Source organism: Deltaproteobacteria bacterium (genome assembly GCA_022340465.1).
Lineage (GTDB): Bacteria > Desulfobacterota > Desulfobacteria > Desulfobacterales > B30-G6 > JAJDNW01.
Window position 1 is genome coordinate 24,224 of the sequence record JAJDNW010000081.1, and the last position, 13,116, is coordinate 37,339.

Here is a 13,116-nt window from a genome sequence, read left to right on the forward strand (position 1 = left end):
CAGTTCCGAAAATTTTTCGGAAGCGCCCGGTCGTTTCTTCGGCAACCCCGGCTGCAGGCGGGGAATCATCACGTTCATTTTGCCGGCCGGCCATCGACACGATACAAATTGGGGCCATTGTGGTTAACATTTCAATTTAATATGAAAAGTTAAAAATATACCCCCTATATGCGCAGGCATGACATCCCCTTTTTTCAAGGGTGGATGCGTTTCACTGCGGCGCCATCACCCCGCGGCAACCTGTGCTCGACCTTCATGGCATATAACGTGCACCTAACTCCGTTCATAAGCCACCGGATCGACCGGAGGCCGCTGATTTGAGCGTTTCAAATTACGGTGCAGAAAAAATGCTGATTGGGTTCGCATTGTGTGCGATACCGGGATGGATTCATGGAAGGAAGATGTAAGCAGTCGATATGCCGGCGACGCGCCTCGATGGTGAGGGCCGCTTTTCTGGTTGCGTTTGTCCTTTTGCTTGCGGCAACCGCCGGTGGTGAAAGCGGGCCGGATGAAAGTATTTCATTGGAGGCAACCAACCAACCGTTATCGAAGGTCCTCCAACAGCTCTCACAAATTACGGGTTATCGCTTCACGTACAACGAAGACTGGGCGGATGTGAGCATATCCGTCAGGATTGTAAACCAGGGTCTGGATAAAGCCTTGAGAAGAATTCTCGGCAATTTCAACCACGCTATTCTATACCGCGCCGATGGAACCATCAGAATAATGATCTATGACGAGAAAGGCGCCGACGCTTACCAGGCGGGCGACCACCAGCCGCAGGCCGAATATGGGTTCGTCGGATCGGCAGCCGTCGAAAAAGAGGACCTTACCGCCGGAGAAGATGTCGAGGAAAGAGAAACCGATCCCGCTTCAACCGATTCCTCGGAGGGAGATCGGGGAAACGAGACGGAGGAACCCAAAGAATAAAGTTCGAGGCAACCGCCTTCGGATAACCACAGAAGTCAGAATTCAGAAGCCGGAGATCAGAGATCAGAGGTCGAAGTCGGAGGCCGGTTGAAAGCATGCGCACCACAGATCACTTGAACCGTTGGATCCTGGAATCGAACCCCTCTTTGCGTACATTTATGACGTTGATGCTTCCAGTACGGTATAATCACTCACCTTGATGTATCGGCCCCCGCCGACTCTTGTCAGAATTTTTCCGTCAACCTCGATCATTTGCTGCAGATGGTTGAGCAGGTCTTTGCCCTTGCCGCTGAAATCAATAATGTATTCCTTTTCATCGTGCGTATTGAGGGCAATGCGTTTTATCTTGCCGTCAATATCCCATTGATTCGGTAAAACGATGCCTCGCAGTTTAGAGCTTCCGCTTTTTTTAGGTTTATTTTTCATTGGCTGTTTATCGCATCCTTGGTGGATTTTCCCGGAACGAACTTTACACGCGTCGATGCCTTTATTTTTATCGGTTCACCGGTATAGGGATTGCGCCCTTTCCTCGCCGGGCGCTTGACAGCTTTGAAGGTTCCGAAGCCTGTCAGGGAGACATCCTCTTTCTTCTTCAGTGATCTGGTAATATTGCCAAGGATGCTTTCAAGGGCATCGCGCGCCTCTTTTTTGGTTTTAAGTACCTTGGCAATTTCATCGATCAGGTCTGCTTTTTTCATTAACTTTTTCTCCTTTCAGTGCACTACTATTTTACAGGCAGCCTCAATCCACCTGGCTTCTGCACTGCCTGCAATATTTTCGCGGCGTAAAGTCTCCGGTCCAATGCAGCTGCATGGTGTGCCTCTTTCTGCATTTGGGGCAGATGCATTCTATTTCCGCCTTGAGGTCGTAGGCCGGGTATTCGTCTTCAGGCTCGATTCCCATGGATTCACCTGGCATGGTCTCCATGCTTTTTCTCCTTCCTACGTTGAGCGTTTCAAATTTTGCGAATGATCGACATAAACATATTTTTCCTGCATTTGGTGCAACGCCGCCGCAGACGAGCAAGACCTGAAAATCGTTCAATTTAGGATTTTGTCAGGTTCCGGAAAGTCTTTCCCGTTTTTCCATGGCCGTCTTGCAAAGAATGCAGTGCTCGGCAACCGGGCGGGCCTCCAGGCGCTTCAGCGAAATTCTCTCCCCACAGTTCCGGCAGATGCCATAAGTTCCGTTTTCGATGTCCAGCAGTGAATTCTTGATCTTCTTTATCAAGGTGCTTTCACGATCGCGGATACGGAGTTGAAAGGTGCGTTCCGAATCAAATGAAGCCCGGTCAAGCGGGTCCGGCAGAATCTCGGGCCTCCTCATGGTAACCACCGTTTCATCCGCATGCCGCAGCAGATCATCCAACCAGTCGGTCAAAAGAGCACGAAAGTAGTCCAGCTGTTCTTGTTCCATCGGCCAAAACCTTTTCCCCGCACTACGCCATTCCTCGGCTATTCCATTGGTCCCAGGTCGTCTTCCCCGAATTCCCGATCGTTTTCATAGCAAATGAATTCTTCCGTAAAAATGTCTGCCAGTAGGGTTTCGTCATCCGGATCTACCGAATACTTCATGAAATACAATTTGTCCGATTCTTTCATACGTACCTCCGGTTATAACCTGCCTTTCTTTTTCCGGTAATACTTTTCCCCGCACACGGCACCATCTGACGGTCGTCGCCGGTCACCGGCTCTTTGTTGATGCCATGGACAAGAACTTTTGATTCTGAAAAAACCATTTCCGGAATGACGAGTTCCGGTTTGACACCTTCAATCTGGAGGCATTGCACCTCTTGTCCGATAGGTTTATCGAATAAAATTCTGTCCGCTTCGTCTTTTTATTCCGATTCCGGTTGCTCGCGCAGGCCATACACGGCAGCAGCGCCGCTTTTCAACCGTTTTTCCTCTGTTTCCGTGCCCCATTTCCCTAAAATATCGAGCAAAATCTGTGCCACTGGATCGCGATCTGCCTTCATTAAAGGGGGGGATACTTCACTGCATAACCCTTTTTCTTTGTAAAGGTGATTGCGGCACGGCTTTTGCTTTTGTGTTGCGGTTTTTTTCAATTTCAAACGGTTACCGCGGGCGCATTTTCCGCTGCTTGCAACGGGGAGCTTGAATATCAGATGATACGACGAAGGCATACGACGAGGGCAATTGCAATGATCCAGAAACAGGAAATCGGCAGGGCTTACGCATTTAGGCGTTTGTCAGGCATATTCAGGCATGTGGCCATGGCTAAACTGTTGGAAATCTGCTCAAACCTGATGCTGATTACGGTGGGCAGCATTCTGTGTGCCGCAACGGTCAACGGGATTTTGATCCCCTTCGGGTTTCAAAGCGGCGGGTTTGTCGGTGTGGTGTTGATCGTTCATCATTTTTTCTCCGGCCTGAACGTGGCCGGATTGTACTTCCTCTTGAATATACCTGTCTTTCTCCTGGGATGGCGGTACGTGGGGAAGCGGTTCTTCCTGTACAGTTGCGCGGGAATGGTCATTTTTTCAGCAGCCGTCAGGTGGATTTACTTTCCGATACCAATGCAGGAAAAAATGCTGGCCGCCATTTTGGCGGGCATCATTTCCGGCGCCGGGTCCGGGCTCATCCTGCGTTCGCTCGGGTCCGCCGGTGGAATGGATATCCTTTCGATTATTTTGTTGAAAAGATACTCCGTCCGTCTAGGTTCCAGTGTGCTTACGTTGAACATTGTCATTCTGGGATTCTGCGCTTATTTTTTTTCCGTGGACAGTGCGCTGTATACGCTCGGTTTTCTTTACGTTTCGACCAAGGTGTTGAATATCGTGGTCTATGGTTTCAGCCAACGCAAGGCCGTGTACATAGTCAGCAGCAAGTGGCAGCGTATTCAGGAGGAAATTTTGAACACCATACAGCGGGGGGTGACCATTCTGGAAGCAAGGGGCGGATTCACCGGGCAGGAAATTAAAATGCTGTTTTCCGTTGTCACCTTTCAGGAGCTTCCCAGAATCAAGAAAATCCTTTACGCTATCGACCCGCAAGCATTCCTGGTTGTCAACGACACCCTGGAGGTGATGGGAAACAGAATCGGCAACCAGCCCCACTGGTAACCTCAACTACGTTATCGGCAAAGCCGTTTGCGGTTGCGGTGCAATCAATGACCGTCGGGGTGAAATTTCTTGAATTCCTCTTTACAGATATCGTAGCGGTTCATCAGTTTGTTCAGTTGGCGGGTGCTGATGCCTGCTTCGGCAGCCGACGTATTAATTTTTCCCTTGTTTCGTGATAGCAACTCTTTGATGTAGCTGCGCTCGATATCCTCGATGGCGCTGCGGCGCACCTCGGCGAGGGTTTTCCTGGCGTCGGCTTTCAAGGTCATGGTGCCCGGCTCTTGAGACAGGATCTCTGCGGGAAAGCTTTCGGGAGTGAGCAGTGAAGAGGATTCGAGAATATAAGCCCTTTCGATGAGGTTCTCGAGTTCCCGGATATTGCCGGGCCAGCTGTAGGCTTTGAAAGCCTCCAGGACGCGCTGATCGAAATCGTGAATGTCTTTGGATTCAAAACGGTTCAACCGGTCTAGAATGATGCCGCTGATCTTTTCGATATCTTCAAGGCGTTCACTCAGGGGCGGTATTTCAATGGGGAACACGTTCAGGCGATAGAACAGGTCCCTTCTGAATTCGCCTGCGGCACACATGGCTTTCAGGTTTGAGTTGGTTGCCGCTATGACGCGGACGTTGGCGGTAAGGATTTCTTCGCCGCCCAGTCGCTGAAAGGTGCCATCCTGTAAAATTTGCAGCAGCTTGATCTGAACCGAAGGGGTGATCGTCCCTAATTCGTCCAGGAATATGGTGCCGCCGTTGGCAATCTCGAACTTGCCCATTTTCCGTTTTACGGCGCCGGTAAAGGCGCCTTTTTCATGCCCGAAAAGTTCGCTTTCGATCAGGGTGTCGGGAATCGCGCCGCAGTGGACGCTGATCAACTGGTTGTCACGCCGATTGCTGTGCTGATGAATCAGTTTTGCCATCAGGCTCTTTCCCGTACCGGTCTCTCCGGTCAGGAGAACCGTGCTCTTGGTGGGGGATACAGAGCGGATCTGTTCGAAAACCCTTTTCATTCTCGGGTTGTTTGTTTGGATGAGCTTCAGTGAATCCACCTGCCAGAATTTGTCTCTCAGATAATCCAGTTCCGATTCCTTCATGATCGAGTCGACTATCTGGTCCGATATCAGATTCACCTCCTCCTTGCTGACCGGATGGGTCAGGTAATTTCTGGCCCCGGCCTTCACCAGCATGACCGCTCTTCTCAAATCGGTCTGAGTGGTTAGCAGAATTATTTCAAGGTAGGGGTTCAAACGCCAGATAGGTTTGAGTATCTCCTTGTAGTTATTTTCACGGGCCTTGCCCAATAAAATATCAGTGTCAGAGAAAAAGAGGCTGTGTCGCTTTTCGCGTATTGAATGCAGGGCCCTTTCCCTGGAATCCACATGTTCAATTATGTATTGCTCATCGAGGCACTGAGTGATGCTTTGCAATGCATCCCGGAATTTGGTGGCGACCAGAATGGATTTCATGAGTTGCACCTGTGATTATGTTGATTGAGTAGCTCCCTGAATTTCATGCACCGGCCTTATGTGGCGCGCCGGCAAAAACGGTTCCCCACACGGGCATGTCCTTCAGTTCCATGGGGTCGATTTCAAAAGGATCGGCTTCGAGCACACAAAAATCCGCCCTTTTGCCGAACTCGATACTCCCGATCATGTGGTCCAGGTGAAGTTGGTAGGCCGCCTCGATGGTCATGGCCTGCAAAACATCCTTTACGGTTACACGGTGCTCCGACCCCAGCACGGTCCCGGTATCCATGGTAGTACGATGGACGGTGGCCCATGCCCCGACCCAGGGCAGCTGCGGTGTTCCCGGAGGGTCATTGTGAAACCCCCAGGAAACGCCCAGGCGTTTGGCCGTACCTGTGGGGGCCATGTGGCGGCTACGGTCCATGCCTTGTAACTGAAGGTGCGAGTCTCCGTAATAGTATATCTGAGGGGTGAAGAACTGGACGGCTACACCGAGCGCCCTGGCCTGTCTCAACTGGGATGAGGTTATATTGTAGGCGTGGTCTATTCTGTGGCGCATGTCCGGGCGGCATTTGAGGGCCTGGGCCGTTTTCACGGCATCCAGGACAATCTGGCATCCGGGCCGGCTGTTGGCGTGCGTGATGGTCGAAAGGCCGGCTTCGTGGCAACGGATGAGCCACTCGCGGACTTCCGCGGGGTCGTTTTCCATATCGCCTTCCGGCGTTCCATCCCAGTATCCCGGCCATCCCACGGGTGATGTCCTCGATATAATGGATCCGTCGGTATAGAGCTTTACCGGGCCGATGCAAAAGGGATCCTTTGCCGTTGCGGCATCCTCCTTGACGATTGCGGCGAACGCCTCTATGGATCCGGCTTCTGCCACGCCTGTTTTAGCCCACGGCAGCCCCACGATCCTCAGATGGTTTTCGGGTGCGGACAGCAGCATTTGAAACCGGTCGCAGGACTGCCGGTATCCTAAGGCGCCCAGGGCCGCCTCGCAGGCCGTGGTGCACCCGCTCTTGGTAAAAAGCGGCAGGATTTCTTTTATCTTCTCAGCGGTAATGTTTACCAGGTCAGGCAGTGCCGGCAGAACCGCCATTATACCCGTGGCTTCGATCAGGGTTCCGTTGGGTTTGCCGTTTTCATCCGCCGCTACACCGGGCGGCAGCTGCCCCTTCAGAACACCCGCCTTTTCCAACAGGGCGCTGTTAACCCAGAACCGGTGGAATACAAGATTGGAAACAATGATAGGCCGCGTTGCGGAAACCCGGTCCAGTTCATCGATGTGCAGGCTGCCAACCTTGTTCTCGTCGTAGGCGACGGCGTACAGCGGTTCTCCGGGCGGCAGTTCACTGTCCAGTTTCTTCAGGCGGTCGATGACGTCCTTTTTCCGGGCATAGACCGGATGGAAGCCGCCCTCGGGCTTCGGCCACGGGATCTGGGCAACGAAATGACCGCTGTAGATCAAAGCCTGCATCTCCACATGGGTATGGGCGTCTACAATGCCCGGCATCAAAACGTTGCCTTCGAAAGTGGTGTCCACATCGTAGGAAGAAAAGGGCGACTTCTCGAGATTGGCGATTACCGCCGCTTTGCTTCCTACGGACAGGATGCGCCCCTCCTTTACGGCAACCGCATCGGCAACGGGCTGTTCGGGCAGCATGGTGATAATTTTTCTGGCCGTGAAAACGGTCGTTTTCGTTGACACCTTTCAACTCCTTCACTGCAGTGGCAAAATGTACCTGAGCCGTTGCCGGCCTCCTTCACAGCTTGGTGTATTGCCGTCTAAGCCAGGTGAAAATATTTTCGAAGATGAAAGATATATGTTTCCGACCGATTGTTCAACTGAAACCTACATTTTGGTGAAAACCGCCGGCAGGTTCGGGTGATGGTGTAGGGAAGGCGTGTCGGGTTAGCGGGTTAGTGGGTTATATGGGTTGCTTGGGTCAATTGGGTTATTTGAGTTTATAGGGTTGGGGGGGCATCAGGTTGCCTGCGTTTGTCGATAACTCAATGAACACAACAAACACAATGAACAAGCCCCTTCCTGGGCAAAGCCGGTAACGGGCCCTACGGACCGGACACCTACCAATGCCCTGAAAGGGGTTATGAAAAGGGCGTACCGGTAGCTATTTCGTGCCGCCCGGATCGATGGGCGCCTCCTCCGGGCTAATTGCGGGCGCTGCCGGGAAATGCACGACTTGTAGGTGGGCTGCCTGCAAGGCTGAGGTTAAGGATCGGGGCTTACAGTTCCTGTACGCCTGTTGCCTTGGGACCCCTCTGTCCCTGCTCTAACTCGAAAGAGACACGGTCGCCTTCCGAGAGGGACTTGAAACCCTCCTTCTGGATCTCCGAAAAGTGGACGAATACGTCGCCGCCTTCGTCATTCTCAATGAATCCGTAACCTTTTTTATCACTGAACCATTTTACGATACCTTGTGCCAACCTCTCAACCTCCTTCCGGTCTGACCGGGGCTCGGAAACGGGAGCTCCCGCGGGTGTTCGATTCAGCTGAACAGAAAAGGGTGCATTTTCACCCTCAAATTAGGTTTAAACAACACGACAGCTTATTTATTCAAAAACCAGACCGGATTACAATACTGTTTAATTATTGATTAATTCCGTATTCAAAATAGATGGTTTGTCCGAGCGGTCGGGAAGAGGGATCGCCTCAACTATGAGGATCACTTCAGGAAATCCCTAATGGCAAGATCGCGATCGGTGTGCCGGTCGAAGAGGATGCTGAAGTGATTGGTGTCGGCGACAGCCAGCTCCCTTGCATTGAGGATCGACTGCAGCATGGTTTCTACGGTATGCAGGGGGAGCAGGAGATCCTGCTGGCCGAGAAATCCCCGGGTGGCCCTCAGGATGAGAACGTCGCAGGCAATGTCACGGTAGTGAACGCTGACATCCTTTTTCCGGATATCGGCAATTTCCTGCTGGATGATCGCCGGGTCGATGCGCGAACGGACCCCCTGGTCGACCTTCCTGACGTCGTGCTGAAAATACGTTTCGTGAAATTCCGTCCAGGGTTGAAAGATGGGAGCCTCCTTCAGGGGCTGTGTGTAGGCTTCGAAGGAGGGGAAAACGTTCTTCAGACGCTCCAGGGAAGGTTTGATGACCGTTTCGATGCTGTCCCAGCGCTTCTGTGACAACTGGCCGCCGCCATCCAGCAGGATGAGTCTCTCCACCATGTCCGGGTAGCAGGCCGCGAAGGCGACCGCAATGTAGGCGCCGAGTGAGTGGCCCAGCAGGGTGACGCGCTGCAGCTCCAGATCCTGCAACAAGGCCCGCAGGTCTTTGACATGATGGCCCAGTGAATAGCCCTCGGCCGGTTTGCCGGAAAGGCCCCGGCCCCGCAAGTCAAGGCCTAAAACGCGATGGCTCCCTGAAAGGGCGGGGATCAGGCGGTCCCAGCAGCGGCAGTTGGCGGTCAGCCCGTGAATGCAGAGCAGGGTTTTCCTCCCGCTGCCCCACTGAGCCAGTTGCAGGTCGATGTTGTCGCCTTTGGCCTTGAACATGGTCGGTTTTTGCATGTGTTGACTCCAATCCCAATATCGAACATCTACATTCTAAACAATTTCAAATGACCAAATACCAAATACTTGCACCTTCTGGTTGCTTTTTTCGTCATTCCTGTCTTCGCAGGGATGACGAGGGTTCTAATCTAAAACTCCCCAAATAGGTACTAAATAAGGAGAAAACCTTTGATCAGTGTACACACCGTGTCGATCTGTTCCAGAAAGGCGGCGTGCCCGGTGCGGGGGATGCAGACCAGCTGGGAATTGCCCATCTGCCGGTGCATGGCGGCCATCTGTGCGTAAGGGGTGATGATGTCCTCCTCGGCGGCCATTAAAAGGGTCGGGTGGTTGATTTCAGCGAGCCGGTTTCTGATATCGTAGTCGTGGTTGGAGCTTGCCAGACGGATAAAACCGTCGAACCACGCCCGGGTCAGATTGTCCTTGAACAGCCGACGGCGGTTTGCCAGCCAGTCGTAGTGGTTGTTGTAAAAGGTTCGTGAATAAATGGGAATCAGGGCCAGATCGAAAAAAGCCTCTCCGTCATAGAGTCGCGCAGCGCATTTCCACATCTCGCCCATGGACAGGAGGTATTGATCGATGTGGGCCGAGGTGTTCGACAGTACCAGGCGGTCCACGTTTTCTGGATGGGCCAGGGCGAAAAGGAGCGCAACCTGGCCGCCGTAGGAAACGCCCCAAAGGTCGGCCCTGTCGATTTTTAGATGGGCGAGGAGTTTTTTTAAATCCTCCACGTGTATGTGGTTGTCGTAGCCCGCAGCGAGCCGTGCCGACTGCCCCTGGTCGCGCATATCGTACAGGATCAGTTGAAAGCGGTCCTGCAGTCTTTGGATGTGGTCTACCCAACTGGGCGTGCTCATCATGATGCCGTTCAAAAGCACCAGAGGCTTTCCCTGGCCGTGGACCTCATAGTAGATGCCGGGATCTTCTAAGTACATGGATAATCTTTCTCCCAATGGCAATGTTCAGATTTTTTCATAGCGGCGAAGCCGCGTTAAATCAAAGCGTGGCACACGCTTTTATCCCCACCGTATGGACGCGGCGGCATAGGTGAAACCGATGCCGCCGTTGAGCATGGCCACGACCGTGCCGTTTTGTACGGCCTTGCGCTCGAGGCCCAGGTCCAGAGAAATGAGCGGGTCGTTGGTGCCGTGATGGCCGAAGCTTTCGAGGTCCGCGGACTGGTGCGGCGCAAGCTCGAGAGTCCCGAGGACCTTTTCCCGGTCGGCCGGGGACAGGTGCCGCAGGGCAAGATAACCGATCTCGGGTGTGTTTTGCAGCCTTCCCACTGTCTCGCAAAGGGTTGCCGCCCATTTTCGTCTAAGATAGTCGGCAACTTTTTCGGGATGCCGGTTCTGAAAAAACATGATGTCCGTGTTCAGGTTCTCACGGCTGAAAGGAATTTCGGTCCCCCCCCCGGGCACGTAAACCTCGTCGGCCATTTCAGGGTGAACCAGGAAAGCCGTGTCGATCAGGGTATTGCGGCCGTGTCCCCGGCGGAGGATCAGGGCGCCGCCGGAGGCTGAACAGGGGAGCAGAAAGCGGGTGCCCGGGTTGTCGCTCGTGACCAGGTCGATGTTGCGCGTGCCGCCGGCCAAAAGCACGGTTCGGATGCCTTCGTCACCGGTGATCAGGTCACGGGCAAGCTTTATCCCCTGAATCAGGGTGACGCTTTGACCCACAAGGTCAAAGGCCCAGGCGTTTTTACAGCCGGTCTCCTCCTGGAGGCGGATGGAGGGGGTCTGGGCGATGTAGTCCTTGTATTCCTCTCCGGTCCAGATGACCACATCCACATCCATGGGATCCACATCGCCGGCAGACGCGAAGGCTTTTTGCGCGGCTTTTTCCGCCATGACAACCGGTTGATCCTTGTCCGATGGCAGATAACGCTGTTTTATGCCCAACGCACGCAGCTCCTCCACCGTCAAACGGTAACGTGCCGCTATTTGTTCGGCGCTTTCGATATCTTCGGGCAAATAGAGCCCGTAACTGACGATTCCAACGGTCATGGCTATACCTCACCGTATTTTTTCTTGAGGAGAAATTTTTGTATTTTTCCGGAAGCGGGGGTGCGGGGAAGTTCGTCCAGCACCTCGAGGTACTTGGGCATTTTGAACTTTCCAACGCGGTCTTTCAGGTAGTCGAGCAGTTCATCCAGCGTAAGGGAGTTTCCGGGTTTCAGTTCGACAAGGGCCTTGCCTACCTCGCCCCAGCGCTCGTCAGGCACGCCGATGACCGCGGCCCCGGCAACGGCGGGGTGGGCTTCGATGACGCGCTCGATTTCGGCGGGGTAGATGTTGGCGCCGCCGGAGATGAACATGTCTTTCAAGCGTCCGGCTATGGCCATGTGCCCGTCCGCATCGACCCGTCCGAGATCGCCCGTGTGGAACCAGCCATCCGGTATGGCTTCGGCGGTGGCTTCGGGTTTGTTCAGGTAGCCGGCGCAGACATTGGGACCGCGCAACAGGATCTCACCCTCTTCGCCGGGGGAGACATCGCTTCCGTCTTCGTCAACGAGCCTGACGTCCACAAAGGGCATGGGATGCCCGATGGTGCCCAGTTTTCCATTGGCCATGAAGTTGTTGGGGCCCACCTCGGTCAGGCCATACCCCTCCCATATTCTGATGTTTTTTTGTAGTTTGAAAATGTCGAAGATATCCCTGCTCATGGGGGCGCCGCCCGAAACCGCGAAGCGCATGTTTTCGAAAGACGTTTCGGCAAACCGCGGGGAGTCGATCATCATCTGGTACATGGTGGGTACACCGAAAAAGACGGTGACCTTTTCGCGGTCGATGAGATCCAGAATCAGGTCCGGCTCAAAACTGCGGATCAGGATGTTGCTGCCCCTGCAGCTGAACAGCGGCAGGGTGAAGACATTCCAGCCGGCCGTGTAAAACATGGCGGCATGCAGAATCGTCCGGTCGCTGGAACGCATGTCCCACCCCAAAACGGTGTTGACGGCATTCCAGGTTAGCATGCCGTGGGTCAGCAGAACCCCCTTGGGGACACCGGTTGTACCGGAGGTGTAGATGATCAGCTGCGGGTCTTCGGGCTGAATCGAAACCTGCGGCAGTTGATTGGCGGCTGTCCGGTCCCAGAGGGACGGCAGGGCCGTTCCCACGCTGTCGTCGTTGTCGAAACAGACGTAGTGGGGCAGGCGGACGTTCGCTTTCAGGCGGTCGACGACGGCCTGGTGATCCCGGTCGAAGAAGATGGCCTTGGGGGCGGCATCTTCCAGGAAGTAGATGAATTCGTCTTTGGCCAGGCGGAAATTCAGGGGCACGAGGATCGCTCCCAGGCGACCCAGCCCGAAAAAGAGCACGATGTACTCGGCCCGGTTCAAGGCCAGGCAGGCCACGCGGTCACCTTTTTGAATACCGAGGTCCTCTTTTAAAAAGTGGCCCATTTTATCGATTTCACGGGCGAGTTGCCCGTAGGTGTATCTGCGGTTTTCAATGGCATCGAAGAGGGCCTCCTTTTCGGGAGAGGCCTTGGCCCAGCGGCCGATCATGTTTCCGTAGATCATAAAAGGCTCCTAATTTTATTGTGCAGTCATTTTGGAACTTCTTTTCATACGTAAAACAGCAGTGAAATAGAAATCAGCCCGTAGCTGACAGGCCATAGCTCATGGCATGCTATCAGCTATGAGCGATGACCCTTTTTTCACGCGGCCCCTGGAACCCTTGACCCCTTGGGTCCTATTCTGTTCTACCCCACCTCAAGGCCGTTGCATTCCAGGCATAGCCGATGCCGGCGGATATCATCAGCACCAGGTCGCCGTCTTTGATACGGTTCTCCTCCAAAGCCAGTTCCAGCGAGAGGATCTGGTCGTTTTGACCGTGATGGCCGAACTCTTCCAGATAGCGCGTCTGCTCCGGATCTATGCCCAGCTGGCCCACCAGGTAGTCGTGAGCGCTTTTTTTTACCAGGAGCGTGGCCAGGTAGTCCACGTCGCTGCGTTCGTAGCCGCACTTTTCGAGCACGCGGTCGATGCAAAGCAGCCAGTTGGAGAGGCTCAGGCGTTCCAGCCGCTCTTTCATACCCACGGGGTCTACCACGTCCAGGTACTGGCGCCCTTCCTCGAGGCCCTGTACGGTCATGGGGG

Annotated in this window: 16 protein-coding genes; 2 read left to right on the forward strand and 14 right to left on the reverse strand. The window is 53.9% G+C overall.

Annotated elements, in window-relative coordinates:
• Window positions 1-390: 390 nt before the first annotated feature.
• Window positions 391-930 (forward strand): hypothetical protein, encoded by a 540-nt coding sequence (locus LJE94_12345; GenBank protein MCG6910900.1) that lies wholly within the window; start codon window positions 391-393, stop codon window positions 928-930.
• Window positions 931-1,086: 156 nt separating this feature from the next.
• On the opposite strand, the gene LJE94_12350 is transcribed toward LJE94_12345, so the two are convergent.
• The 6 genes from LJE94_12350 to LJE94_12375 all read right to left on the reverse strand — a co-directional run bounded on the left by LJE94_12350 (window position 1,087) and on the right by LJE94_12375 (window position 3,001).
• Window positions 1,087-1,356, reverse strand: a complete 270-nt coding sequence (locus tag LJE94_12350; protein ID MCG6910901.1) for a hypothetical protein — start codon at window positions 1,354-1,356, stop codon at window positions 1,087-1,089.
• The gene (locus LJE94_12355) at window positions 1,353-1,628 is read right to left on the reverse strand and encodes an HU family DNA-binding protein (GenBank protein MCG6910902.1); all 276 of its coding nucleotides are present in this window, start codon (window positions 1,626-1,628) and stop codon (window positions 1,353-1,355) included. Before LJE94_12355 ends, LJE94_12350 begins: the two co-directional genes overlap by 4 nt.
• 43 nt (window positions 1,629-1,671) lie before the next feature.
• Window positions 1,672-1,857, reverse strand: a complete 186-nt coding sequence (locus tag LJE94_12360) for a hypothetical protein (GenBank protein MCG6910903.1) — start codon at window positions 1,855-1,857, stop codon at window positions 1,672-1,674.
• 129 nt (window positions 1,858-1,986) lie between these two features.
• Window positions 1,987-2,346 carry an RNA polymerase-binding protein DksA gene (gene dksA / locus LJE94_12365; protein MCG6910904.1) on the reverse strand — a complete coding sequence of 120 codons (360 nt, stop codon included), beginning with the start codon at window positions 2,344-2,346 and terminating at the stop codon, window positions 1,987-1,989.
• Between the two features lie 38 nt (window positions 2,347-2,384).
• Entirely contained in the window at window positions 2,385-2,531 is a 147-nt protein-coding gene (locus tag LJE94_12370; protein ID MCG6910905.1) for a hypothetical protein, read from the reverse strand.
• Between the two features lie 236 nt (window positions 2,532-2,767).
• Window positions 2,768-3,001, reverse strand: a complete 234-nt coding sequence (locus LJE94_12375) for a hypothetical protein (protein MCG6910906.1) — start codon at window positions 2,999-3,001, stop codon at window positions 2,768-2,770.
• 90 nt (window positions 3,002-3,091) lie between these two features.
• Here LJE94_12375 and LJE94_12380 point away from each other — a divergent pair, with 90 nt between their 5' ends.
• Window positions 3,092-4,012, forward strand: coding sequence for a YitT family protein (locus LJE94_12380; protein MCG6910907.1), 921 nt, complete (start codon window positions 3,092-3,094; stop codon window positions 4,010-4,012).
• Window positions 4,013-4,056: 44 nt separating this feature from the next.
• Here the strand turns inward: LJE94_12380 and LJE94_12385 are convergent, their stop codons facing one another.
• The 8 genes from LJE94_12385 to LJE94_12420 all read right to left on the reverse strand — a co-directional run.
• Window positions 4,057-5,475, reverse strand: coding sequence for a sigma-54 dependent transcriptional regulator (locus LJE94_12385; GenBank protein MCG6910908.1), 1,419 nt, complete (start codon window positions 5,473-5,475; stop codon window positions 4,057-4,059).
• A 43-nt stretch (window positions 5,476-5,518) separates the two neighbouring features.
• Window positions 5,519-7,183: an amidohydrolase family protein gene (locus tag LJE94_12390; GenBank protein ID MCG6910909.1), complete on the reverse strand. Its 1,665-nt coding sequence runs from the start codon at window positions 7,181-7,183 to the stop codon at window positions 5,519-5,521.
• Between the two features lie 536 nt (window positions 7,184-7,719).
• On the reverse strand, window positions 7,720-7,920 hold the full coding sequence (locus LJE94_12395; protein ID MCG6910910.1) for a cold-shock protein: 201 nt from the start codon (window positions 7,918-7,920) through the stop codon (window positions 7,720-7,722).
• 239 nt (window positions 7,921-8,159) lie between these two features.
• Window positions 8,160-9,011, reverse strand: a complete 852-nt coding sequence (locus LJE94_12400) for an alpha/beta hydrolase (protein MCG6910911.1) — start codon at window positions 9,009-9,011, stop codon at window positions 8,160-8,162.
• A gap of 152 nt (window positions 9,012-9,163) precedes the next feature.
• Window positions 9,164-9,949, reverse strand: coding sequence for an alpha/beta hydrolase (locus LJE94_12405; GenBank protein ID MCG6910912.1), 786 nt, complete (start codon window positions 9,947-9,949; stop codon window positions 9,164-9,166).
• An 81-nt stretch (window positions 9,950-10,030) separates the two neighbouring features.
• A complete protein-coding gene (locus tag LJE94_12410; GenBank protein ID MCG6910913.1) occupies window positions 10,031-11,020 on the reverse strand; it encodes a hypothetical protein in 990 nt (329 codons plus the stop codon).
• A 2-nt stretch (window positions 11,021-11,022) separates the two neighbouring features.
• Window positions 11,023-12,537, reverse strand: coding sequence for a long-chain fatty acid--CoA ligase (locus LJE94_12415; GenBank protein MCG6910914.1), 1,515 nt, complete (start codon window positions 12,535-12,537; stop codon window positions 11,023-11,025).
• Between the two features lie 172 nt (window positions 12,538-12,709).
• Window positions 12,710-13,116, reverse strand: a 407-nt coding sequence (locus LJE94_12420; protein MCG6910915.1) for a hypothetical protein, incomplete at its 5' end; no start/stop codon positions are given.